This is a genomic window from Streptococcus sp. 2_1_36FAA, assembly GCF_000161955.2.
In the GTDB taxonomy this organism is placed as follows: Bacteria; Bacillota; Bacilli; order Lactobacillales; family Streptococcaceae; genus Streptococcus; species Streptococcus gordonii.
The window spans coordinates 45,180-70,398 of record NZ_KI391976.1 but is presented as its reverse complement, the minus strand read 5'-3'; the positions used below and the strand labels follow the sequence as shown (position 1 = coordinate 70,398).

Below are 25,219 nucleotides of genomic sequence, written 5' to 3'. Positions count from 1 at the left end.
AAATATATGTTTAAAAAGACCTTATTAATGTTTTTAAGTTTATTGCTGGTGACAGTCATGGGAGTGGGGGCCTATGCCTGGACTATTTATGATCAAGCTACTGGGGAACTCTCGAAGAAGACCTATAAGAGTCTGGGAGGAGAAACAGATGTTATCTCTGCTACGAAACCTATGACGATTCTCCTGATGGGAGTGGATACAGGTAGTGGCTCTCGTGAAGATACATGGGCTGGAAATAGTGATAGTATGATTCTACTGTCTGTCAATCCAACAACTAAGAAGACAGTTATGATGAGTTTGGAAAGAGATATTCTTACCAAGTTCAAGGATAAAGATGGTGAAACAGTTGAGGCAAAATTAAACTCAGCCTATGCTTCAGGTGGGGCTAAGTTGGCTATTTCCACTATCCAGGAGATGATGAATATTCATATTGATCGCTATGTTTTGATTAATATGAAGGGCCTTGTTCAATTGGTGGATGCTGTCGGGGGCATTACAGTTAATAATACCTTTGATTTTCCTATTTCCATCGAAGAAAACGAACCAGAATACACAGCTAAGATTGAGCCGGGAGTTCAAAAGATTAATGGGGACCAAGCCTTGGTGTACGCTCGGATGCGCTATCAAGATCCAGAAGGAGACTATGGTCGTCAAAAACGCCAACGTGAAGTTATCAAAAAGGTTGTTGAGAAGGTTCTCAGCCTAAATAGTGTGAGTCACTACCAGGCCATTTTGAAGGCAGTTAGTTCAAATATGCAAACCAATATTGAATTGACATCTGGAAGTATACCTCAGCTTTTGGGCTACAAGGATGCTTTCAGACGAATTGATAGCCAGCAATTACGAGGCGAAGATGCGACTCTAGCTGATGGTGGAAGTTACCAAATCGTGACACGGGACCACTTGTTAGAAATGCAAAATATCTTGCGTAAGTCACTTGGATTAAGTACTTTGTCAAAATTAGAGACCAATGCAGTCTTGTATGATGAAATAGATGGAAGTGGTGGAATTTCAACAAGTTCTTCTGCTAGCTATTCTTCGTCCTTATCGGATGCGACGGACACAGAAACGACTTATTCAAACAATACTTACTCTTATTCAACTCCGGCTAGTACTAGTCAGGGGAATACAATTACATCACCTAGTTCAGTGGATCAGACGGCAACAGCAACGCCTACGACCCAGGAACAATCTACTGCGACTGGAACAGAAGCGCAATAATAACAAAGAGTCAAGCTTTCAGCATTTGAAAACTTGACTCTTTTTAAATCTAATTATTTTTTTGTTTGATAGGAGAAGATTCCCAAATATCTTGAATTTCAGCAAATCTTGCTTGCGCTTCTTGGTTAAAAACATTGATCTTATATTGGAGGTCTTTGCTTATATCTTCCAGTGTGCTTTTTTGCTCTCTTAGGTAACTTAAGTTAGCTTGGATTTCAGATAGGCTGTCTTGTGCTTTGTGTAATAGTTGGCCAGTATCACTGATTTCGTCTGTAATGCTTTCGCGATTTTTTACCAGTAAGTAACTAGTGACGGCTGCTCCGGTAAAGAGAAAGAGGTTAGATAATTTCATTATAAGCCTCCTAATCTATAGCTTGAGAAATTTCTGCTGCCAAGCGACTTAGTTCAGAAAAGTCAGGTTCATGAGCAACAAAGGTTAGTTTTAAATCGTCATTTTCATCATAGCGTGGCGCTAAATGAACATGGGTATGAAAAACAGTTTGGCCAGCAATTTCTTCGTTATTATTAATGATATTCATGCCTGCTGCACCAGTTGCCTTCATAACTTTACGGGCGATTTGAGGCACACGTTCGAAGAGTTGGCTAGAGCTGCTTCCGTCCATCTCCAGAAGGTTACGAAAGTGTTGCTTTGGGACAACAAGTGTGTGACCAGGCGTTACTTGTGAAATATCAAGAAAGGCTAGAACGGCTTCGTCTTCATAGATTTTAGCCGCAGGGATGTCTCCTGCAATAATTTTACAAAAAATACAATCTGTCATAAAATGCACCTCTTTGGCTAGATTTTGATATAATAGAGGAGACTGCAATACTGAGCTTATCGTCTTAAAAAGGAGACGTCTTGTTGGCTCAAGAGCAGTACCCACAATACAGATATTATACCAGAAATTGGAGAAAAAATGTTAGAAATAAAAGGGCTTACAGGTGGCTATGTCAATATTCCTGTTTTGAAAGATGTCAGTTTTGAAGTTGGAGACGGTCAGCTTGTCGGACTGATTGGTCTAAACGGAGCTGGAAAATCAACAACCATCAATGAAATAATCGGCCTATTGACGCCTTATCAAGGGGAGATTTTGATAGATGGTTTGAGTCTGAAGTCAGACAGGACAGCCTATCGCAAAAAGATTGGTTTTATCCCTGAAACACCGAGTCTCTACGAAGAATTAACCTTGAAGGAACATATCGAGACGGTTGCTATGGCCTATGACATTGACTCGCAAACAGCAATAGATCGAGTGGAAAAATTGCTTCAGATTTTTCGTCTTAAAGACAAGTTAGATTGGTTTCCGGTTAATTTCTCAAAGGGAATGAAGCAGAAGGTTATGATCATCTGTGCCTTTGTGATTGACCCTAGTTTGTTTATTGTGGATGAACCCTTTTTAGGATTGGATCCTCTGGCCATCTCCGATTTGATTGAGCTCTTGGCAGAAGAAAAGGCTAAAGGGAAGTCTATCCTGATGAGTACTCATGTGCTTGATTCGGCAGAGAAAATGTGTGATTCTTTTGTTATCTTGCACAAGGGTCAGGTACGGGCTAAAGGAAATTTAGCACAGTTGAGAGAAGAATTTTCATTGCCAGAAGCAAGTCTCAATGAAATCTACCTAGCTTTGACAGAAGAGGCTGCCCTATGAGAGAAGTATTTGCTAAGCGCAGACTGGATTTTCGGAACCAGTGTGTAAAATATCTGCGCTATGTTTTGAATGACCACTTTGTTCTATTTTTAATGGTTTTCTTGGGTTTTACAGCGGTTCAATACAGCCAGCTGCTTCGAAATTTTCCTAAGAATCATTTGCCTATCTGGCTAGCCTTAGTCCTCCTTTCACTGGGCTTGGTTTTTATGGGCAGGATTGCTACCTATCTTGAAAAGCCAGATAGCCTCTTTCTTTTGGCTAAGGAAGAAGAAGTCCGTGTCTATGTCGGAAAACAAACGAGAAATTCTTTTATTCTTTGGGGAATTTTGCAAACCTTGGCTTTGCTTCTGTTGGCTCCTCTATTTCTAGCTTTAGGTGTGCCTATATGGGGCTTTACTTTATATTGTTTGTTCCTATTTGCTTTGAAAGCTCTGGTATTTCAATGGAAAAGTCGGAAATTCTATTTGCAGGAAGGGCTTGATTGGAAGTCTTTAATTGCTTACGAAGAGAGACGTAAACAGCGAATTTTGCAATTTTTTGCTCTTTTTACGAATGTTAAGGGCATATCAAGTAGCGTAAAAAGACGAGCTTATTTAGATTTCTTGACCAACCGCCTATCCAAGAACCAAGAGAAAGTTTGGGACAATCTCTTCTTGCGTTCTTATTTGAGAAATGGGGACTTTTTTGCTCTTAGTCTACGTTTGCTGATTTTATCTTTGCTGATTATTATTTTTCTACCTCAAAGCATGATTGCAACAATCTTTGTCGGTCTTTTTCAGTACCTCTTGCTCTTTCAGCTTCTAGCCTTGTATGATGCTTATGATTATCAATATTTAATCAAACTCTTCCCTCTAGAGGAAAGTGCAAAGGTAAAAGGAGCTAAACGAGTTATCACTAGCATTGGAGCAGTCGTATTGCTCGTAGAATTATTGGTAGCTCTGCTATTTTTTAAAGAAAAAATAATGGTCCTTTTTATCCTTCTTGTATACCTGATACTTTACGCAGTTTATCTGCCTTATAAGCTTAAAGGATTGGTTGACGAAAGGGCTTAAAACTAGTAAAATAGATTGGAAACTTTGATGGAGGGTAAGAATGGACTTGAACGATAATGAACTGACCCTAACGCCTATAAATGGTAAGAGCGGGAAGGCTTATATGGGCAGTTATCCTGATGGAGAGCGTGTATTTGTGAAGATGAATACGACTCCAATTTTGGCAGGGCTTGCTAAGGAACAAATTGCTCCGCAACTTCTATGGAGCCGCCGTCTTCCTGATGGCAATGTGATGACTGCACAAGAATGGCTGTCTGGTGAAATTTTAGGACCAGATGGTTTGGAAAGAAAGCAAATTTTTGATATTTTAATCCGACTGCACCGGTCACGGCCACTGATGACTCAGTTGACAAAACTAGGTTACGCTTTAGAACATCCTAATGATCTCTTAGATAACTGGGTAGAAAAAGTGCCTATGGCCTTGAAGAGCAACCAGTATTTACAGTCCATCATTGCAGACTTACGTAAAAACTTGCCTGCCTTCCGAGAAGATTATGCAACTATTGTGCACGGGGATGTGCGTCATAGTAACTGGGTAGAAACAAGGAGTGGATTGATATACCTCGTTGATTGGGACTCTGTCCGCTTAACAGATAGAATGTTCGACGTAGCGCATTTGCTCAGTCACTATATTCCAGAAGCACGTTGGGAAGAATGGCTGATTTATTATGGCTATAAATACAATGAAAAGGTCTTAGAGAAGCTCTACTGGTACAGCCAGTATAGCTACCTTTGCCAAGTCGCAAAGTATTATGAGAATAACGATTTAGAAAATGTGAACCGTGAAATTTATGCCTTGCGCAATTTCCGGGCCAAATACAGAAAGGAATCATGAGAGTAAGAAATCGCAAGGGGGCTACAGAGCTTCTAGAAGCCAATCCCCAATATGTCGTCTTAAATCCAGCTGATGCTAAAGGAAAATGGCAGGAGCTTTTTGGTAATGATCACCCGATTCATATTGAAGTTGGAAGTGGTAAAGGGGCCTTTATTACTGGTATGGCCAAGGCCAACCCAAATATCAATTATATCGGAATTGATATCCAAAAATCAGTTCTCAGCTACGCTCTTGACAAGGTCTTGGCAACCGATGTCCCTAATATCAAATTGCTCTGGGTGGATGGTTCTGATTTGACCAATTATTTTGCTGACGGGGAAATTGAGCGACTTTATTTGAATTTTTCTGATCCTTGGCCCAAAAAACGCCATGAGAAACGACGCTTAACCTATAAGTCTTTTCTAGACACCTTTAAGCAGATTTTACCTGAAAAAGGAGAAGTCCATTTTAAGACAGACAATCGTGGTTTGTTTGAGTACAGCCTGGTTAGCTTTTCTCAGTATGGTATGAAGCTGAAAGGGGTCTGGCTTGACTTACATACGAGCGACTTTGAAGGAAATGTTCTGACAGAGTATGAACAAAAATTTTCTAGCAAAGGGCAGGTTATTTACCGAGTAGAAGCAGTATTTTAATAAAAAATGCTGAAAAAGCCTCTATCTCTTGCTTTTTAAAGAGAGGAGTGCTATAATACAGTTTAGTGAATATTAGAAAGTGAGGCGGAGATCATTCTTCGCCTCTTATCTATGAGGAGGTGCAGTCTTATCGCAACAATTGTAGAGTTAGTAACGGCAGTGATTGAGCCAGCTATTACAGCGCCATTTGAATTGGTTGATGTAGAGTATGGCAAGATAGGTAGCGACTATGTCCTAAGTGTTTTTGTGGACAAGCCAGAAGGAATCACCGTCAATGATACAGCTGATTTGACAGATATTATCAGTCCCTTGCTGGATACGATTAAGCCGGATCCCTTTCCTGAGCAGTACTTCCTTGAAGTGACTAGCCCTGGCTTGGAGCGGCCACTTAAGACCAAAGAGCAGGTGGAAGCAGCAGTTGGTCAATATATTCATGTTGGTTTGTATAAATCCTTAGATAAACAAAAGGTATTTGAAGGGACCTTGCTCCAGTTTAAAGAGGATGTTCTGACCATAGAATATATGGACAAAACCCGTAAGAAAGAAATTGACATTCCCTATAGTCTTGTTTCCAAGGCAAGACTCGCTGTTAAGTTTTAGAATAAAAGAAAGGATTGCTTTTGCCTAGCAAAAGCGAAGAAAACATGAGTAAAGAAATGCTAGATGCTTTCCGCATCTTAGAAGAAGATAAAGGTATCAAAAAAGAAGACATTATTGACGCAGTTAAAGAATCTCTTCGTTCTGCTTATCGTCGTCGTTATGGTCAAGCAGATAGTGCTTTGATTGATTTCGATGAGAAAAAGGGTGACTTCCATGTTTATACAGTTCGTGAAGTGGTTGACGAAGTCTTTGACAGTCGTTTAGAAATCAGCTTGAAAGATGCGCTTGCTATTAGTTCTGCTTATGAACTAGGAGATAAGATTAAATTTGAAGAAGCTCCTGCTGAGTTTGGTCGTGTGGCCGCTCAGTCTGCTAAACAGACTATTATGGAAAAGATGCGCAAGCAAACTCGTACCATTACTTATAACACTTATAAGGAACATGAAAATGAAATCATGTCAGGTACAGTAGAACGCTTTGACAACCGCTTTATCTATGTGAACCTAGGTAGTATCGAAGCCCAACTTTCTAAACAAGATCAGATTCCTGGCGAAGTCTTTGCTTCACATGATCGGATCGAAGTTTTCGTTTACAAGGTTGAAGACAACCCACGTGGAGTGAATGTCTTTGTAAGCCGTAGCCATCCTGAAATGATTAAACGTCTGATGGAACAAGAAATCCCAGAAGTTTACGACGGAACTGTAGAAATCATGAGTGTGGCTCGTGAAGCAGGAGATCGTACGAAGGTTGCTGTGCGTAGCCACAATCCAAATGTAGATGCGATTGGTACAATCGTTGGTCGTGGTGGAGCTAATATCAAGAAAATCACTAGCAAATTCCACCCAGCAAAATACGATGCCAAGAGCGATCGCATGGTTCCTGTTGAAGAAAATATTGATGTTATCGAATGGGTAGCAGATCCAGCTGAATTCATCTACAATGCTATTGCACCAGCTGAAGTGGACCAAGTTATCTTTAACGCAGAAGATAATAAACGTGCCCTAGTGGTCGTTCCAGATAATAAGTTGTCATTGGCCATCGGCCGTCGCGGACAAAACGTTCGCTTGGCTGCTCACTTGACAGGCTATCGTATTGATATCAAATCAGCAAGTGAGTTTGAAGCGATGGAAGCAGCTAATGAATTGGGTGGCTTTGGAGAAGTGGCAGAGGAAGTTGTCTACGAAGATGATGCAAATCTGACCTATACTGACCAGGCAATGGAAGAAATGACTACAGCAGCACTAGCAACAGACCTTGAAGAAAGCGAAGTTACAGAGCTAGACTAAGGGGGCAAGTATGGCAAAAACACGAAAAATCCCTTTAAGAAAATCAGTTGTTTCAAACCAAGTGATTGACAAACGTGATTTACTGCGAATTGTTAAAAACAAGGAAGGTCAAGTATTTATTGACCCAACCGGTAAGGCAAATGGCCGCGGCGCTTATATCAAACTGGATAACGAAGAAGCGCTTCAAGCTAAAAAGAAACAAGTCTTTAATCGCAGTTTTAATATGGAAGTGGACGAAGCTTTCTATGATGAATTGATTGCTTATGTTGATCACAAAGTGAAAAGAAGAGAGTTAGGTCTTGAATAAACAACAAGTCGCAAATCTACTAGGTCTGGCACAAAGAGCAGGACGGATTATTTCTGGTGAAGAATTAGTCGTTAAGGCTATTCAAGAAGGGAAGGCCAAACTGGTTTTTCTAGCCCATGACGCTGCTCCAAATTTGAGTAAAAAAATTAAAGATAAAAGCCACTATTACCAAGTAGATGTATCAACCGTGTTTTCAACACTGGAATTGAGCTCTGCGATTGGTAAAGCAAGAAAAGTGCTTGCCATCACAGATGCTGGTTTTACAAAGAAAATGAGGTCTATTATGCAATAGAACAGGAGGACAAGGATTTGTCTAAAAAAAGATTATACGAAATCGCAAAAGAACTGGGAAAAGAAAGTAAGGAAATTGTTCAGCGGGCAAAAGAGCTAGGCTTGGATGTTAAAAGTCATTCATCAAGTGTTGAAGCTGCTGCTGCGGATAAGATTGTAGCCAGTTTTGCTTCTGCAAAAAAGGCAGTGGTTGGTACTTCTGAGGCTAAAGCAAAACCAAGTACTGAACCAATAAAAACAGAGGCGACACCGTCTAAGCCTGCAAAGGATAAGACTGAACAGGCAACAAACAAGCCGTCACCTAGCCCAGCATCATCTCCTAAGCCTGTGGAAGCAGCTAGTGCAAAAGCCCCAGCTAGTAAGCAAGAACAAGCACAAGGAACTACTGCTCCAAAAGTTACACGTCCACAAAGCCGTAACTTTAAAGCGGAAAGAGAGGCACGGGCGAAAGAGCAGGCAGAGCGTCGTAAACAACAGGGTCAACAAAGACCGCAAGGAAACCGCAATGATCGCAACGATCGCCGAAATAACCAAAACGATCGCAATGACCGTAATAGTCAAAATCGCAATGATCGTCGTAATCGTCAAGAGCAAGGCAATCAACATCGCAATCAAGGTCAATCACAATACAATCAACAACGCCAGTCCTTTAACCAGGGGCCAAAGATTGACTTTAAAGCGCGGGCAGCAGCCTTGAAAGCTGAGCAAAATGCTGAGTATGCTCGTTCTAGTGAAGAGCGCTTTAAACAGGCTAAGGCTAACAAGGAAGCTTTGCGGGAGCAGAATAAGCGTAAAGAACAAGCTAAATTGGAAGATTTATTTGTAGAAGTAGAATCTCCAAAAACTACAGCGCAAGCACCAGCAACACCAGCTCCAACAACTCAAGAGCCTGCTGTAGATACGCGTCGGAAGAAACAAGCACGACCAGATAAGGAACGTGATAACTTTGATCACGAAGAAGATGGTCCAAGAAAACAACAAAAGAATCGAAGCAGTCAAAATCAAGTGAGAAATCAAAAGAATAGTAATTGGAATAACAATAAGAAAACGAAAAAAGGCAAAAACAATCGGAATAATAATGCGACTCCAAAACCTGTTACAGAGCGTAAATTCCATGAATTGCCAACAGAATTTGAATATACAGACGGCATGACCGTGGCAGAAATTGCAAAACGGATCAAACGTGAACCAGCAGAAATCGTTAAGAAGCTCTTTATGATGGGCGTTATGGCAACACAAAACCAATCTCTTGATGGTGATACTATTGAACTCCTTATGGTAGACTATGGTATCGAAGCTAAGAAGAAGGTCGAAGTTGACACTGCTGATATTGAACGTTTCTTTGTCGAAGAAGGCTACATCAATGAAGATGCTTTAGAAGAACGTCCACCAGTTGTGACTATCATGGGTCACGTTGACCATGGTAAAACAACACTCTTGGATACTCTTCGTAATTCACGCGTTGCGACAGGTGAAGCGGGAGGAATTACTCAGCATATCGGTGCCTACCAAATCGTCGAAGGTGGCAAGAAGATTACCTTCCTAGATACACCAGGACACGCAGCCTTCACATCTATGCGGGCACGTGGTGCTTCTGTTACGGATATCACTATCCTGGTCGTTGCAGCTGATGATGGAGTTATGCCTCAGACTATTGAAGCGATCAACCACTCAAAAGCAGCTAACGTTCCAATCATTGTTGCTATCAACAAGATTGATAAGCCAGGCGCTAATCCTGAACGTGTTATCGGTGAATTGGCAGAGCATGGCGTTATGTCAACAGCTTGGGGAGGAGACTCTGAGTTTGTGGAAATTTCAGCTAAGTTTAACCAAAATATCGATGAATTGTTGGAAACAGTCCTTCTTGTAGCTGAAATTCAAGAACTTAAGGCTGACCCAACAGTCCGTGCCATCGGTACCGTTATCGAAGCCCGTTTGGATAAAGGAAAAGGTGCTGTTGCGACCTTGCTTGTCCAACAAGGTACCTTGAACGTTCAAGATCCTATCGTTGTCGGTAATACCTTTGGTCGTGTCCGTGCGATGACAAATGATTTAGGTCGTCGTGTCAAAGTGGCTGGTCCATCTACACCAGTTTCTATCACAGGTCTGAACGAAACACCAATGGCTGGTGATCATTTCGCTGTTTATGAAGATGAAAAAGCTGCGCGTGCAGCCGGTGAAGAACGTGCTAAACGGGCTCTGCTTAAGCAACGTCAAGCCACTCACCGTGTCAGCCTTGAAAATCTATTTGATACCCTTAAAGCGGGTGAAGTGAAGTCTGTTAATGTCATCATCAAAGCCGATGTACAAGGTTCTGTTGAAGCCTTGGCTGCTTCCCTACAAAAGATTGAAGTAGAGGGAGTGAAGGTAACCATCGTCCACTCAGCGGTTGGTGCTATCAATGAATCAGACGTAACCTTGGCTGAAGCTTCAAATGCCGTTATTATCGGTTTCAATGTCCGCCCTACTCCACAAGCTCGTCAGCAAGCGGAGTCTGATAGCGTTGAAATTCGTCTCCACAGCATCATCTACAAGGTTATCGAAGAAGTGGAAGACGCCATGAAGGGAATGCTGGACCCTGAATACCAAGAAAAAATTATCGGTGAAGCCCTTATCCGTGAAACATTTAAGGTTTCTAAAGTTGGTACCATCGGTGGATTTATGGTTGTCAGCGGTAAAGTTACCCGTGACTCTAAGGTCCGTGTGATTCGTGACGGCGTCGTGATTTATGACGGCCAGCTGGCTAGTTTGAAGCACTTCAAAGACGATGTCAAAGAAGTTACAAACGGCCGTGAAGGTGGTCTCATGATTGAAGGATATAATGATATTCAAGTAGATGATACAATTGAAGCCTACATCATGGAAGAAATTAAAAAATAAAAGCTAAATCCTGAAGTTTTTAAGTCCGTATTCATGAGATCAATGTTGATAGGGATGATAGATTCTACTGAAATCCTAGATCAAGTCATTTCTCAAAATGAGACGGCTAGCTTCTATCACCAAATAAAAATAAGCTAGGCTGAGCCTAGCTTATCTTACAGAGAAAGAAATAGAAAGGAAATCCAATGGCAAATCATTTCCGTGTGGACCGGGTTGGAATGGAAATCAAGCGCGAAGTCAATGAGATTTTGCAAAAGAAAGTCCGCGATCCGCGTGTCCAAGGTGTGACCATCACTGATGTGCAAATGCTGGGTGATTTATCAATGGCCAAGGTCTACTATACTATTATGAGTGATCTAGCATCAGATAATCAAAAAGCACAGTTGGGACTTGAAAAAGCAACTGGAACCATCAAACGTGAGTTGGGACACAATTTAAAAATGTATAAGATCCCAGACTTGACATTTGTTAAAGATCAGTCAATTGAGTATGGCAATAAGATTGACCAAATGTTGCGGGATTTGGATAAATAATAGGAAAAAGACCTTCTGTGGTCTTTTTTTCTTGCACAAAATAGTATAGTTTTTTCATTTTTTTTGAAAAAAGTCTTGTGACTTTGAAGATTATTCTATAAAATATAAAAGGAATACTTCGAAAGAGGTTTTAGGAGGCAAAGAATGTCCATTAATTGGCAAGATATTATTTTTAACTTTTTAGGTGGTTTGGGACTATTTCTTTATAGTATCAAGATGATGGGTGATGGTCTGCAACAAGCCGCTGGTGATCGCCTACGTTATTTTATCGATAAGTATACCAGCAATCCTATCTTAGGTATCCTAGTTGGAATTGGGATGACAGCACTTATCCAATCCAGCTCAGGTGTGACAGTTATCACTGTCGGTATGGTAAGTGCGGGGCTTCTGACCTTGCGCCAGGCCATCGGGATTGTCATGGGAGCCAATATCGGAACAACAGTGACTTCCTTCATCATTGGTTTTAAGCTTGGGGAATATGCCCTTCCAATTCTCTTTGTCGGGGCAGTTTGTATATTCTTTACTAAAAACCGTGCTATAAACAATATCGGTCGGATCCTCTTCGGGGTTGGAGGGATATTCTTTGCGCTGAATCTGATGAGCGGAGCGATGGAACCTCTTAAGGATTTACAGGTCTTCAAAGATTATATGATTCAGCTCAGCAAAAATCCAGTCTTGGGAGTTTTTGTCGGAACAGGATTGACTTTGCTGATTCAGGCTTCATCTGCTACGATTGGTATCTTGCAAAATCTATATGCTAGTGATTTGATTAGTCTTCAAGGAGCCCTACCGGTGCTTTTTGGGGACAATATCGGGACGACCATAACAGCTATTATTGCTTCCTTGGGTGCTAATATTGCTGCTAAACGTGTTGCAGCATCTCATGTGCTTTTTAACGTTTTTGGGACCTTGGTCTGTCTGCTCTTTCTTGGGGCCTTTACCAATATGGTTCAGTGGTTCCAATCGACCTTGCATCTATCGCCTGAGATGACGATTGCTTTCTCTCATGGTGCCTTCAACATTACCAATACCATTATTCAATTCCCACTGATTGGTTTTCTTGCTTATATAGTGACCAAACTAATCCCTGGTGAAGATGAGGTTGTTAAGTACGAACCTCTGTATCTGGATAAGATCCTGATCAAGCAAGCACCATCATTAGCCTTAGGAAATGCTAAGAAAGAATTGCTTCATTTGGGAAGCTACGCTGTCAAATCTTTTGAACTGTCCTATGATTATTTGATCAACCATACTGAAAAATCTGCAGACAAGGGTCATAAGACGGAAGTGGCCATCAATGCTATTGACGAAGAACTGACACGTTATCTCATTGATCTTTCTGGAGAACAGCTGAATCAAAAAGAAAGTGAAGTCTTAACCAATATCCTAGACTCTTCTCGAGATTTGGAGAGAATTGGGGACCACGGTGAAGCCTTGCTTCAACTGACAGACTACCTGATCAAGAAAAAAGTTATCTTTTCAGAAGCTGCCTTGGAAGAATTAGAAACGATTTACCAAATGACCTTGGATTTTATCAAGGATGCCTTGCAGTCGGTCGAAGATAATAATATTGAACTGGCTGACAGTCTAGAGGAAAAGCATACGAAAATTGATCAGCTGGAGCGTAAGCTTCGCAAAACCCACATTTCGCGCCTCAACCGAGGAGAATGTACACCACAAGCTGGGGTCAACTTTATCGATATCATTTCTCACTATACAAGGGTTGCGGACCACGCTATGAATCTGGCTGAAAAGGTCCAAGCAGAACAAATTTAGACAGGAAAAGCTTCCTGTCTTTTTAATATAATAATTTTTTATAAAATAGGTCTATACCATTTACAAATAAATGGGAAAGGTTTATAATATAGATGACATAATCAATGAGTACCAAATAGGGAGAAAGTTAGTCTATTTGGACAAAATCTGGAGGTTATATTATGCCTAAATATATTAAAGCTGATCAATTTTTCTATCCTCAAGGGATCCGTCAAGGTGGTTATTTAGAAATCAAAGACGGCAAATTTGGAAAGTTGGTCAAAGAAGTTCCTGCTGATGCTGAAGTGATTGATTACACTGGTTATTCTATTGCACCTGGTCTAGTAGATACCCACATTCATGGCTTTGGCGGAGTGGACGTCATGGACAATAACATCGAAGGCACCCTTCATACCATGAGTGATGGTCTTTTGACAACAGGGGTTACGAGCTTTTTACCAACTACTTTGACTTCGTCTTATGAGCTTTTGCTGGCTGTAACAGAAAATATCGGTGCCCGCTACAAAGAGGCTACTGGTGCCAAGATTCGTGGCCTTTATTTTGAAGGACCTTACTTCACTGAGAAATACAAGGGAGCGCAAAATCCTTCCTACATGAAGGATCCTCGTATGGATGAATTTCGTGCTTGGCAAAAGGCCTCAAAGGGCTTGCTAAATAAGATTGCTCTTGCGCCTGAACGCAATGGTGTCGAAGAATTTGTTCGCACGATTACTGACGAAGGGGTGACAGTAGCACTCGGCCACTCTGATGCAACCTTTGACCAAGCCAAGGCGGCAGTGGAAGCTGGTGCTAGCGTATGGGTACATGCCTATAATGGTATGCGTGGCTTGACTCACCGGGAGCTAGGTATGGTTGGTGCCATGTATGAGCTTCCTCATACCTACGCAGAATTAATCTGTGATGGCCACCATGTGGATCCTAAGGCTTGCGATATTCTGATCAAGCAAAAGGGCCATGAAAATATCGCTCTCATTACGGACTGTATGACAGCTGGTGGTCTGGAAGATGGTGATTATATGCTGGGTGAATTTCCAGTCGTTGTGGCAGATGGGACTGCCCGCCTTAAATCAACAGGCAACTTAGCTGGTTCAATCTTAAAATTAAAAGATGGCTTGAAGAATGTTGTTAAATGGGGCATTGCCAATCCTCACCAAGCCGTCATGATGGCTAGCCTGATTCCGGCTAAGTCTGTACATATTGATGATGTTTGCGGTCAGATCAAAGAAGGTTATGATGCGGACTTTATCGTTTTAAATGATGATTTGGACTTGATTGCCACATACTTGGATGGTGAGAAAAGGTTTGAAGCCTAATCATACAAAAGAAAAGTCTCCTAAATATTTAAAGAAAGAACAGGTGAGCCTGTTTTTTCTGCTTTTAAAAACTGAGAAAATAAATTTGAATCAATAAGAAATGATGTATTCATGATATAATGATATCAACGAAATAAACAGGAGTGAAACATGAAAAAGATTGATTATAAATTTACCCTCATGGGTGTGGTCTTTCTTCTTTTTGGCTTAGCGATGAGTCGTATTCTGATGATTGTCGCTGGAGCCGCTTTTATCATCTATAGTTTTATTAGCAAGGGCATGGCACCGACCAAGAAAAATATCTTTAAACCAGGGCCTATAGTCCCTAAGAAGAAAAAGAAGGACTAGCTCAAATAATAGACGACTATTTCTCAACAGAGCGATTTAGCTCTTTGAGGATCTCATAAATAATAGATGGAGGATACCTATGGAAACGTACCTTTTAAACAATGGCGTGAAAATCCCAGTGCTTGGTTTTGGGACATGGAAGGCTAAGGATGGTGAAGAAGCTTATCAGGCAACCTTAGCCGCTCTCAAGGCAGGCTATCGTCACATCGATACGGCAGCTATCTATAAGAACGAAGAGAGTGTCGGACGGGCAATCAAAGACAGTGGCATTCCACGGGAAGAGCTCTTCATCACGACCAAGCTTTGGAATGACAACCGTACTTATGAGGAGGCTCAGGAGGCCTTTGCCCAATCAATGGAGCGGTTGGGACTGGACTATCTGGATCTCTATCTCATCCACTGGCCTAATCCCAAACCTTTGAGAGAGAACGATGCTTGGAAAAAGCGCAATGCTGAAGTCTGGCGTGCCATGGAAGATCTCTATGAAGCTGGGAAGATTCGTGCAATCGGCGTCAGCAATTTCCTCCCTCACCACTTAGAAGCCTTGCTTGAAACAGCGCGCATCAGGCCAGCAGTCAATCAAATCCGCCTGGCTCCAGGTGTCTATCAGACAGAAGCGGTGAATTTCTGCCGTGAGAGCAACATTTTACTGGAAGCTTGGGGACCATTTGGCCAAGGTGAACTCTTCCAAAATCCTGACGTACAGGCTGTGGCTGACAAGTATGGCAAGACCATTGCTCAAATCGCCCTAGCTTGGAGCTTGCAGGAAGGCTTCCTGCCTCTTCCTAAGTCGGTCACTCCGAGCCGAATTGCCAGCAACCTGGACTGCTTTGACATTGAGCTAGATGCTGCAGACTTAGAAGTCCTCAAAAATATCAGTGGCCTGGCAGGTGGCGCACCAAATCCTGATGAAATGGATTTTTAGATGAAAATCCGATTCTATCGCAGTTCAGATAGAGAAGCCTTGCAGTCTTACCATTTAACCGACTTGAGATTTACCAATCATCCTAAGGAGGCTGTAGCTGACTTAGAAAATCGCTATGCTATCTTGGGTCTTGAAGAACATCAAATCGTAACCTTTCTAATCTTGGATTCTGGAGAAAAGAAGTTTACTTATGGCGGTCAGCCAGATAGTCTGCTCCTTCGTAGCTTTTCGACAGATGAAGACTTTCAGATGCGAGGATACGGTAGTCAGACGCTGAAGCTCTTGCCTGACTTCATAAGAGAGCATCTGCCCATGTATAAAAGCATCATCTTAGGCGTCAATGAGAGAAATCAAGTCGCTTCCTATCTCTACCGAGAGACCGGTTTTAGCAAACAGCCCCAGCGCATATTAGGACCAGCCGGCTGGCAGGAAGTCTATGAATTAAAAATATAAAGTCATCCCCAGTTTGAAATGAGCTGGGGATTTAATTGAATTGATTTTAAAAATAGTTTTAATCAATAATTTATGATAAAAAGCAAACCTATTATTCTCTAAAAATGACTGTCAGTAATGCGGCAAGTAAACTAATAGAGTTTAAGATATTATTACTATTTTAAGCTACCATACAGAATGTATTAGAGTGAATTACTTAAAAATTTAAAAGGAAAGTTAAAAAATGCTATAATGTTACTTAAATTATAATTGTTTAAATTTATCGAAATTAATAGAGGTTGAAAACAAATGGATGACTTAATAAAAAAAATAAATAAATTTAGAGATGATCGTGATTGGCGAAAGTTTCACAATGAAAAGGATTTAGCTATATCTATTTCACTGGAAGCTAGTGAACTTTTGGAGTTGTTCCAATGGAAACAGTCAGAAGAGGTTGTCGGTCATTCATTAGATCAAATTGCTGAAGAGTTAGCAGATGTTTTAATTTATAGTTTTATGTTAGCTGATAATTTACAACTTGATGTAAATAAGATTATTGAGGATAAACTTATCTCTAATAATATGAAGTATCCAGTTAACTTGAGCAAAGGGAATAACAAAAAATACACTGAGTTGGAGAAATAATGGTAAAAATACAAAGCCCAATTGTAAGAGAAATAGATTATACAAGCAACTCACTGGTGAAACTAAAAAACAAACTTAGTCTTAATGAAAATAAAAATGATTTAAAATTTTTATTCGATTATCCAGTAGTTTATATTGTTAACGATGAGAAGAAAAATCAATTTAGTGTATACATAGGAGAAACAACGGATATAATTCGACGAACTAGTCAACACTTAATTGACGATATAAAAAAAGAGAATAGAGATGATTGGAGAGATTTTGCAACATCTTCGACAACGAAGATGTTTGTAATTGGTCACAATCATTTTAATAAGTCGTTAACTCTAGATATAGAAAATCGTTTAATGCTTTATTTATCAAGTGTCGACAATGTTACTAGGGTACAAAATAGAAGAGGAAATCCTCAAAATGAATATTATACATCTAATGAGTTAGATTCAATTTTTTCAAAAATTTGGCGTTTGCTAAGGAAGAGTAACAAACATTTATTTCCTGTTGAGAGTATTGTTCGAAATTCAGCAATTTTCAAAGCGTCTCCGTTTCATAAATTGACCGAAGAACAAATCGAAGCTAAAAACACTATTATTAATAAAATAAGTGCCTCGATTAGTAAAAATCAAGATGGAATACTTATTCTAGTTAAAGGAGAAGCTGGAGCGGGGAAAACAGTTCTAATGAGTTCGCTTGTGGATGATTTATTAAACTCTGATGATATTTCATTTATCAAAGATAATAATTTCATTAATATCGTTGTAAACAATGATCATCAATTAAAAGTGTACAAAGAAATTGAAAGAAAATTAGATTGGAATAGTGGCTCTAGTCTAGAAGTGGCGAACAAGCCTACTCAATTTTTAAATGCACTGAAGAAAAATGATATTAAGGCAGGAGTGGTTATAGTTGACGAAGGCCATCTACTGCTTACTGCGAAGAATCAATCATATCTTGGTGGAAATCATTTAAAAGATTTACTAGCACAATCAAAAGTAGTTGTTCTGGTTTATGATGATAAACAGATTATGAATAAATCTCAAATATGGACTGATAATTCATTTTTAGAATTAGAACATGAAGCTAATCTGGAAGGAAATTTAATTGAACTACGCAATCAAATGAGAATTAGCGCAAATTCTGAAACTATTGATTGGATTCGTTGTATTGTTGATGAAGGTGAAATTAAGAAATTTAAAAAAGATGCTCGATATGATATTAAATCTTTTGATTCTCCTTTGGAACTACAAAATGCTATCAAATCTAAGAATGCTAATCAAAAATTAGGTATTTCTAGATTGGTAGCAACATATGATTGGCCATATGTCAGAGAAAATAAGAAACAACCAACTCCGAAATGGTTTGTTGAAATAGGTGATTGGAAGGCTCCTTGGAATCTACAATTAGAGTCAGAGAAGGAATTTGACAAATTATCTTGGATAGAGCAGCCTCAAACAATTGATGAAATAGGCTCTACGTTCACAGTTCAGGGATTTGACTTGAATTATGTAGGTGTTATTATCGGACCATCTGTGAAGTATCGAAACGGCAAAATTATTTATGATATTTCTGAAAGTAAAAATAAGGGTGCTGTTCAAAACCGTAAACTTGCGAATGGTGAAAAAGTCAACTATGGTGAAAGACTATTACGAAATGAACTAAATGTTTTGTTAACGCGTGGCGTAAACGGTCTATATATTTATGCAGTTGATAAAGAATTAAGGGATGCTCTGAATAAAGCAATTAAATAAAATTATAATCAGTTATTGTCAGGCTTCCAAGGAAGATGCCAGCTCTTTATCCAAACACCTACTTACAAAAATTAACTTTACTGAAAGGAGACTTACATGAGACTTTGGCATGAGGCCTTGATTCCTCAACTTCCTCGTCCTCAACTTTTGGGGCAACATCGTGAGTGCTGCGCCCTACGTGGCAATGGCTGGGGCAGAAGGCATGCGACGGTGGACTATGTCTTTACCCACTCGCCCTACCATCTCTATGCTTACCATCGCTTGATTATGGAGGAAATGGCTAGTCGTGGCTATCGGGTCAGCCCAGAGTGGCTGGACAAGAACTACCGTGGTAAGACCTGCCCTTCTTATGAAGACTTGCCTGAGGAGAAGCTAGGCAATCCCATCTACAGTGAGCATGATGCCCGCTACTATGAGGAATGTGTAGATAATCTCCGTGAGAAGGGGATAGAGCTGGAATAACGACTCAAAAGGTTTGCGATGCAAAATTCTTCTTCGCATTTTTTAAGTCATAAAGATGAGACCTAAGGATTATTCCCTAGGTCTTTTGCTTTAGTATTATGATGTATTTTCAGTTATAAAGTGATGAAAAAGAGCTTGTTGCACGCTATTGTATAAACAGGGTGATAGATCTGTTTTCTTCATAAATAGTGAGATCTTTTTTGCAACAAACCTTAAGAACCCTATACCGTAAAAGAATCAATAAAAAAACGAACTAACCATAGAGTAGTCCGTTTTTTGTTTAATAGAAAGAGGCATTAGTGAGTGAAGTCAAGTACCATACGTCCTTGGATAGTACCAGCTTCCATTTCATCAAAGACATCTACGGCATCTTCAACAGGGCGTTTTTCAACGACTGGAACAACTAAGCCTTCAGCACCGAATTGGAAGGCTTCTTCCAAGTCTTTACGAGTACCTACAAGAGAACCGATGACTTGGATACCGTCTAGAACAGTCTTAACAATGCTGAGGTCCATCATTTCAGATGGCAAACCAACAGCTACTACACGACCACCTGCACGTACAGAATCAACGGCTTGGTTGAAGGCCACTTTAGAAACGGCTGTTACGACAGCAGAATGAGCTCCACCGTTTGTTTTTTCTTTGATAAGGCCAGGAACATCATCAACTTCATGTCCATTGATGACAATATCAGCACCAACTTCTTTTGCTAAGGCAAGTTTGTCATTGTTGATGTCGACTGCGATAACATGGGCATTGAAAACTTTCTTAGCATATTGAACAGCTAGGTTACCCAAACCACCTGCACCATAAAGGACGATCCATTGGCCTGGTTGGAGCTGAGCTTCTTTGATGGCTTTGTAAGTGGTTACCCCGGCACAAGTGATAGAAGAAGCTTGTGCAGGATCAAGACCTTCAGGAACTTTGACAGCATAGTCAGCTGTTACGATACATTGTTCAGCCATACCACCGTCAACAGAATAACCAGCATTTTTTACTGTACGGCAAAGAGTTTCACGTCCTGTAGTACAGTATTCACAAGTGCCACAACCTTCAAAGAACCAAGCGACACTGACACGGTCGCCTACTTTCAAGCTCTTTACATCAGGAGCCAATTCTTTGACGATACCGATCCCTTCGTGACCAAGGATACGGCCTGGGACCTTACCAAAGTCACCATGTGCAACGTGCAAGTCAGTGTGGCAGACACCACAGTATTCAATTTCTACAAGAGCTTCACCTGTTTCAAGCGGACGGAGTTCTTTGTTTTGAATAATTTCAACACCAGTACTTTCTGGATTAACAACAACTGCTTTCATAAGTAGTTCCTCCTGTTTAGTTATTATCATTAATATGTTAATTATATCACAAAGTTTTTGGATCAGCAAGCGCTTTCAACGAAAAGTAATTCCCTGCTAGATTGCTAGGAGGACTATTTCTTACGACAAAGGTGCTAAAAACCGTATATTATTCTAATTTTGTTCTATATTTCAAACAAATTGACTCATCAAACTTTATAAAATAGGTATTAAGTAGAAAAACATTCGGGAATATTACATTTTCGTTACATTTTATAACAAAGTATGAATTTTCAGACAATTTTTATTATAATATGAGTTAAAAAATATTGAGGAGTTTTGTATGAAAAGACAACAACGTTTTTCACTTCGGAAGTTCAAATTTGGTTTGGCTTCGGCTTTGTTGGGAACTGCTTTGATTTTTGGTTCAGGCCAAGCTAATGCGGACGAACAGACTGCCGTTAATACATCAGAAGCGAGTCAGCAGTCAAGCCTAGTTACGACAGCTGATCCGTCAGAGCAGGAGTCTCTTTCTGCGGATAAGGCGACAGTAAAAGAGGAAAAGTCGCAAGCTTCTGAAGAAGTAGACAAATCCTCAAGTTCAGAGCCAGCAAATGCTCAAGCTCCATCAGCAGGAGAAACTAAGGAAGAAAAGCAAGTAGCTAGCGAAACAACTGTAGCTACAGAGCCAAAACAGACTGTTTCGACAGCAGAGGTAACAAGCCCTTCATCTGCGAAGAAAGATGATAAGCAGGAGGTTAGGGCTGAAAATCCTGAAAGCAAGCCAGCGACTACAGAAGCTGTAGCGTCAGAAAATACAGGTCAGCCAGTTGCTACTGCGACTTCTGAGGAAGAAGATAAAGTCAGCAAGGACGAGCAACCAACTAGCATCAGTAGTAATGAAATCATCAAGGTTCCTCAAACATGGTCTCAAGGTTATAAAGGGGAAGGCCGCTTGGTTGCTGTTATCGACTCTGGTTTAGACGTCCACCATGAAGTCTTGCGTATTTCGGACCCTTCAAAAGCCAAATACCAAACGGAAGCTGCTCTTGAAGAGGCAAAGAAGAAGGCCGGAATTGATTATGGTAAATGGTATAACAGCAAGGTTGTCTATGCCTATAACTATATTGATGGCGATGATAGCATCAAGGAAAAAGATAGCTATTCTCACGGGATGCACGTTACTGGTATCACGGCTGGAAATCCAGACAAGAAGGATAGCAATGGAGAATACATCTATGGGGTTGCTCCTGAAGCTCAAGTGATGTTCATGAGGGTCTTCTCAGACCGTCAAAAAACTACGAGCGACGCCATTTATATCAAGGCCATTGAAGATGCGGTAGCCTTGGGGGCAGATTCCATCAATATGAGTTTGGGTTCAGCAACAGGATCAGTCGTAAACATGAGTCCTAGTCTCTCTGCAGCGATTGAACGAGCTCGAGCTAAAGGAGTCAGTGTCGTAATTGCGGCTGGTAACGAAAATACTTTCGGAAGTGGCCATTCTAAACCTCTAGCTGAAAATCCAGACTATGGTTTAGTCGGAAACCCTTCAACTGCAGAAGGAGCTATTTCAGTTGCCTCTGTTGATAATACGGTAGTGACTGAGGAAGTCATGGAAGTTCGTGGTCTGGAAGATAATGCTGAATTAAGCAACGGAAAATTCACATTTGCCAAAGCAGATAGCAAAGCTGATTTTGAAAAGGGCAAGGAATATGAGTATGTCAATGCTGGTCAAGGACGCGAAGAAGATTTTAATGGCTTAGATTTGACAGGTAAGTTGGCCCTTATTCAGCGTGGTTCAATTACGTTCTCTGAGAAGATTAAAAATGCGATCCAACATGGTGCAGCTGGTGCCCTCATCTACAACAATGTTGAAGGGGCTAATATCCAGATGGCCTTGGATAAGGATTCAGAATCAGCTCCATCAGCCTTTATCAGCAAACAGTATGGTGAAGCCTTGGCTGCTGGTAATTATAAGATTGCCTTCAATGGATTGAAAGATAATCGTCCAAATCCAACAGCTAAAGAACTATCTGATTTCTCTAGCTGGGGTGTTACTACCGATGGGCAGCTGAAGCCAGATGTATCAGCTCCAGGTGGATCTATCTATTCTTCACTCAATGATAATACCTATGGTAGCATGAACGGAACCAGTATGGCCTCTCCACATGTGGCTGGTGTTGCGGCCTTGGTGAAAGAATACCTGCTCAAGCATTATCCAAACCTAACTCCAGCTCAGAATTCTGAATTGGTCAAGGCTTTGATCATGTCTACTGCGAAATTGCATATTGATAAAGAAACAGGTGCTTATACCTCTCCGCGTCAGCAAGGTGCAGGAATCGTTGATACAGCTGCTGCGGTGTCTACTGGACTTTATGTTACTGGGGAAAACCAATACCCAAGCGTATCCTTAGGCAATGTCGAAGATAGTTTTACGTTTGACGTGACGGTTCATAATATTACTGATACTGACCGAACCCTGAAAATGATTGTCAATACCAATACAGATACGGTTAAGGATGGTCAATTCGATCTGACACCTCGTAAATTGACTGAGACAGTCTGGCCTGAAGTTACGGTCAAAGCTCATAGTAGTCAGACTGTAACTGTGAAGGTTAATGTGGCTAAATTTGCAGAAGAGCTGACCAAGTTAATGCCAAACGGCTACTTCTTGGAAGGTTTTGTTCGCTTTGTTGATCCAGCAGATGATGGCGACGTAGTGAGCCTTCCATTTATGGGCTTCCGTGGTCAATTCCAGAATCTGCCAGCTGCTGAAAAACCAATTTATAAATTAGTTCGCGATGGCAAATCAGGTTTCTATTATCAGGTACCAGAGGATAAAAGTATTGATTCTAAAAGCAATGTGACGAGCCTCGTAACAACGTCTAAAGATACCCTTTATTCGACTGGTAAAACTGTAGACCGCAGTTCAGTCGTCTTAGGAACTGCTGAAAATGCTGATGGGAAACATATCTTACAGCTGGATGCTGATGGCAATATTCGCTTAGCCTTCTCACCAAACGGAGATGGCAATAAAGATGTAATCCAGTACCGTTCAGTTTTCTACCGGAATGTGAACAATCTGACAGCTAGTGTGTATACAACAGATGATACTGACTACCGCTTCCCAATCTGGCAAAGTAGCAAGGCTTGGGATGGCCGTAAGAATTTCTATAGCGGTGATGCGAGAAAACCGAAGTCTTATCTTTTGACAAATACTGTTTGGGATGGTCGCGATAGCAAGGGTAACCCGTTAGAAGATGGTCGCTATACCTATGTCGTACGCTACACACCTGACGTGCCTGGTGCAGAAGAACAAACCGTAAGTTTCGATCTTCAAATTGATACCCAAAAACCTCAGATTACTTCAGGTTATATCACGAATAAAGACGGTGTTGAGACTTTAACAGTCCGTAAGCCAAAGGATGTCGGAAACGGTGGTATCCTGCGCGAACAAGTCTTCTACTTGAAGGCAGACGAAGAAGGTTCGATCACTTATAAGGACGTGGATTCCCATGGAAAAGAACGGGAATACGAGCATAGAGTTTATCTTTCAGCCAATGAAGATGGTACTTACACCTTGCCAGAAGGAGTGGACAAGTCTCAGATTTTCTATGCGGTAGAAGATTATGCAGGCAACAAAGACGTTCTTGCCTTGTCTGAATTTGTCAGCCCTGAAAATTCAGGTCGGATCCGAGTTTCCATGGTGGATGCAACTACACATAAAGATGTTGACACGACCTTTGTCTATCGAATCAAGGATGACAAAGGAAAATACGTTGATTTGGACAAAGGAAAAGATATCAACTTCTTGCCGTTCGGTCGTTATACAGTAGAAGTCTTCACTTATGATAGGGATGAAATCAAGTTCTACGGTTCCAAGACGCAGGAATTTGAATTAACAGCACAAGATAGCTTCAAGACCATCGAGTTCCTTGTTAAGGAAGTTGTCTTTGCGCCAGTCAGTGTCACTTTTGATCAGGCTGTACCAAAGAATACCCAAGTGCTTCTGAAGAACAACAATGGCGATGTATATACTTTGCCTGCTGCTAAATTTGGTAAGAATTCCTTTGGACGATCAGTAGGGGCGGGATTCTACTCTGTCTTTGTAAATCTCCCAACTGGTTATGAGCTTGTAGAAACAGATCCAACTGTTGAAGTTCTTGAAGGTAAGAACAATCTTCTTAAACTAGGAGTTGTTGTTAAAACCCTTCTTATGGCTGCGGTTAATCAGCAATCAAATCTAGTAACGACAGTTCAATATTATAATGCTTCTAGCGCAAAACGTCTGGCTTATGATCAAGCTTATCAATCTGCTAAAGACGCTTTAGCTGGTAAATTGACGCAGGCAGAGGTGGATGCTGTTGTTGCTAAATTGCAAGCCGCAACAACTGATCTTGACGGTAAAGAATCCGATGTAGCAGCTGTTAAAGCGGCAGTAGAAGCTTATGCTGCAACAACGAAGACAGGTGCTTATGCTAATGCTAAGGATAGAAACCGCCGTGCCTATGACCAAGCCTTCCAAGAAGTTACTCTTCTTTTACTTCAAGAGAAGGTAACCCAGGAGCAAATCGATACGGCACTGGCTAAACTGGCGGCAGCTGAGAAAAAATTAGATGGTAAGCCAACGAACTTTACTGATTTACAAAAATTAGTAGAATACGACATGCACTATCAAGCAATCAGCAATAAGTTTATCTATGCTAGCGAGAATGTTAAAGCAGCATATTTAGAAGCGTACGCTCAGGCTAAGGCAGTTCTGGACGATCCGGGAGCTAGCCAAGCAGAAGTTAAGGAAGCTATTGCGAATTTGAAGGTAGCTAGAAGAAAACTTGATGGTAGAAAACCAAGAGTTGTGAAGCCAAGAAAGCCAAGACAAGCATAAATATTTCAAGCTTACTTTAGAATTAGAATCCCTTAGGTTTATACTTGAGGGATTTCTTTTATGATAGGCACATAAGTGTTTTACAATAGTTAGGATTTCTGCTA

23 protein-coding genes and 1 pseudogene are annotated in these 25,219 nt (G+C 40.7%); 21 read left to right on the top strand and 3 right to left on the bottom strand.

The window, feature by feature from the left end:
* Positions 1-6: 6 nt before the first annotated feature.
* Positions 7-1,221: a glycopolymer--peptidoglycan transferase LytR gene (gene lytR / locus HMPREF0847_RS08220; RefSeq protein ID WP_037622565.1), complete on the top strand. Its 1,215-nt coding sequence runs from the start codon at positions 7-9 to the stop codon at positions 1,219-1,221.
* Positions 1,222-1,270: 49 nt separating this feature from the next.
* Here lytR and HMPREF0847_RS08215 read toward each other — a convergent pair whose 3' ends face one another.
* On the bottom strand, positions 1,271-1,573 hold the full coding sequence (locus HMPREF0847_RS08215) for a hypothetical protein (RefSeq protein WP_008808540.1): 303 nt from the start codon (positions 1,571-1,573) through the stop codon (positions 1,271-1,273).
* A gap of 10 nt (positions 1,574-1,583) precedes the next feature.
* A complete protein-coding gene (locus HMPREF0847_RS08210) occupies positions 1,584-2,000 on the bottom strand; it encodes an HIT family protein (protein WP_020992775.1) in 417 nt (138 codons plus the stop codon).
* Positions 2,001-2,138: 138 nt separating this feature from the next.
* On the opposite strand from HMPREF0847_RS08210, the gene HMPREF0847_RS08205 reads away from it, so the two are divergent.
* From HMPREF0847_RS08205 to HMPREF0847_RS08120, 19 genes and pseudogenes are all read left to right on the top strand, one after another.
* On the top strand, positions 2,139-2,870 hold the full coding sequence (locus HMPREF0847_RS08205) for an ABC transporter ATP-binding protein (RefSeq protein WP_008808542.1): 732 nt from the start codon (positions 2,139-2,141) through the stop codon (positions 2,868-2,870).
* On the top strand, positions 2,867-3,922 hold the full coding sequence (locus HMPREF0847_RS08200; protein ID WP_008808543.1) for an ABC transporter permease: 1,056 nt from the start codon (positions 2,867-2,869) through the stop codon (positions 3,920-3,922). The genes HMPREF0847_RS08205 and HMPREF0847_RS08200 overlap by 4 nt, the downstream gene beginning before the upstream one ends.
* A gap of 40 nt (positions 3,923-3,962) precedes the next feature.
* A complete protein-coding gene (gene ccrZ / locus HMPREF0847_RS08195) occupies positions 3,963-4,757 on the top strand; it encodes a cell cycle regulator CcrZ (RefSeq protein ID WP_008808544.1) in 795 nt (264 codons plus the stop codon).
* Positions 4,754-5,389 (top strand): tRNA (guanosine(46)-N7)-methyltransferase TrmB, encoded by a 636-nt coding sequence (gene trmB, locus HMPREF0847_RS08190; protein ID WP_008808545.1) that lies wholly within the window; start codon positions 4,754-4,756, stop codon positions 5,387-5,389. The genes ccrZ and trmB overlap by 4 nt, the downstream gene beginning before the upstream one ends.
* A 111-nt stretch (positions 5,390-5,500) precedes the next feature.
* Positions 5,501-5,989 carry a ribosome maturation factor RimP gene (gene rimP, locus HMPREF0847_RS08185; protein ID WP_008808546.1) on the top strand — a complete coding sequence of 163 codons (489 nt, stop codon included), beginning with the start codon at positions 5,501-5,503 and terminating at the stop codon, positions 5,987-5,989.
* A gap of 44 nt (positions 5,990-6,033) precedes the next feature.
* The gene (gene nusA, locus HMPREF0847_RS08180; protein WP_008808547.1) at positions 6,034-7,275 is read left to right on the top strand and encodes a transcription termination factor NusA; all 1,242 of its coding nucleotides are present in this window, start codon (positions 6,034-6,036) and stop codon (positions 7,273-7,275) included.
* A 10-nt stretch (positions 7,276-7,285) separates the two neighbouring features.
* The gene (rnpM, locus tag HMPREF0847_RS08175) at positions 7,286-7,582 is read left to right on the top strand and encodes an RNase P modulator RnpM (RefSeq protein WP_008808548.1); all 297 of its coding nucleotides are present in this window, start codon (positions 7,286-7,288) and stop codon (positions 7,580-7,582) included.
* A complete protein-coding gene (locus tag HMPREF0847_RS08170; RefSeq protein ID WP_008808549.1) occupies positions 7,575-7,874 on the top strand; it encodes a YlxQ-related RNA-binding protein in 300 nt (99 codons plus the stop codon). Before rnpM ends, HMPREF0847_RS08170 begins: the two co-directional genes overlap by 8 nt.
* A gap of 17 nt (positions 7,875-7,891) precedes the next feature.
* Positions 7,892-8,675: pseudogene (locus tag HMPREF0847_RS11595) on the top strand (translation initiation factor IF-2 N-terminal domain-containing protein); the annotation flags it as partial.
* 347 nt (positions 8,676-9,022) lie between these two features.
* Complete coding sequence (infB, locus tag HMPREF0847_RS11590; RefSeq protein ID WP_371106298.1) at positions 9,023-10,753, top strand: translation initiation factor IF-2; 1,731 nt, start codon at positions 9,023-9,025, stop codon at positions 10,751-10,753.
* Positions 10,754-10,938: 185 nt separating this feature from the next.
* A complete protein-coding gene (rbfA, locus tag HMPREF0847_RS08160; RefSeq protein ID WP_008808551.1) occupies positions 10,939-11,286 on the top strand; it encodes a 30S ribosome-binding factor RbfA in 348 nt (115 codons plus the stop codon).
* A 144-nt stretch (positions 11,287-11,430) separates the two neighbouring features.
* Entirely contained in the window at positions 11,431-13,062 is a 1,632-nt protein-coding gene (locus HMPREF0847_RS08155) for a Na/Pi cotransporter family protein (protein WP_008808552.1), read from the top strand.
* Between the two features lie 161 nt (positions 13,063-13,223).
* Entirely contained in the window at positions 13,224-14,375 is a 1,152-nt protein-coding gene (gene nagA, locus HMPREF0847_RS08150) for an N-acetylglucosamine-6-phosphate deacetylase (protein WP_008808553.1), read from the top strand.
* 150 nt (positions 14,376-14,525) lie between these two features.
* Positions 14,526-14,723 carry a hypothetical protein gene (locus HMPREF0847_RS08145; protein ID WP_008808554.1) on the top strand — a complete coding sequence of 66 codons (198 nt, stop codon included), beginning with the start codon at positions 14,526-14,528 and terminating at the stop codon, positions 14,721-14,723.
* Positions 14,724-14,802: 79 nt separating this feature from the next.
* A complete protein-coding gene (locus HMPREF0847_RS08140) occupies positions 14,803-15,648 on the top strand; it encodes an aldo/keto reductase (protein ID WP_008808555.1) in 846 nt (281 codons plus the stop codon).
* Positions 15,649-16,101 (top strand): GNAT family N-acetyltransferase, encoded by a 453-nt coding sequence (locus HMPREF0847_RS08135; protein WP_008808556.1) that lies wholly within the window; start codon positions 15,649-15,651, stop codon positions 16,099-16,101.
* Positions 16,102-16,389: 288 nt separating this feature from the next.
* Entirely contained in the window at positions 16,390-16,725 is a 336-nt protein-coding gene (locus tag HMPREF0847_RS08130; protein WP_008808557.1) for a nucleotide pyrophosphohydrolase, read from the top strand.
* Positions 16,725-18,470 (top strand): DUF2075 domain-containing protein, encoded by a 1,746-nt coding sequence (locus HMPREF0847_RS08125; RefSeq protein ID WP_008808558.1) that lies wholly within the window; start codon positions 16,725-16,727, stop codon positions 18,468-18,470. The genes HMPREF0847_RS08130 and HMPREF0847_RS08125 overlap by 1 nt, the downstream gene beginning before the upstream one ends.
* A 96-nt stretch (positions 18,471-18,566) precedes the next feature.
* Positions 18,567-18,932 carry a TIGR02328 family protein gene (locus HMPREF0847_RS08120; protein ID WP_008808559.1) on the top strand — a complete coding sequence of 122 codons (366 nt, stop codon included), beginning with the start codon at positions 18,567-18,569 and terminating at the stop codon, positions 18,930-18,932.
* A 296-nt stretch (positions 18,933-19,228) separates the two neighbouring features.
* Here the strand turns inward: HMPREF0847_RS08120 and adhP are convergent, their stop codons facing one another.
* Positions 19,229-20,251 (bottom strand): alcohol dehydrogenase AdhP, encoded by a 1,023-nt coding sequence (gene adhP / locus HMPREF0847_RS08115; RefSeq protein WP_008808560.1) that lies wholly within the window; start codon positions 20,249-20,251, stop codon positions 19,229-19,231.
* Positions 20,252-20,573: 322 nt separating this feature from the next.
* Between adhP and HMPREF0847_RS08110 the strand changes: the two genes are divergently transcribed.
* Entirely contained in the window at positions 20,574-25,115 is a 4,542-nt protein-coding gene (locus tag HMPREF0847_RS08110; protein ID WP_008808561.1) for a S8 family serine peptidase, read from the top strand.
* Positions 25,116-25,219 lie beyond the last annotated feature (104 nt).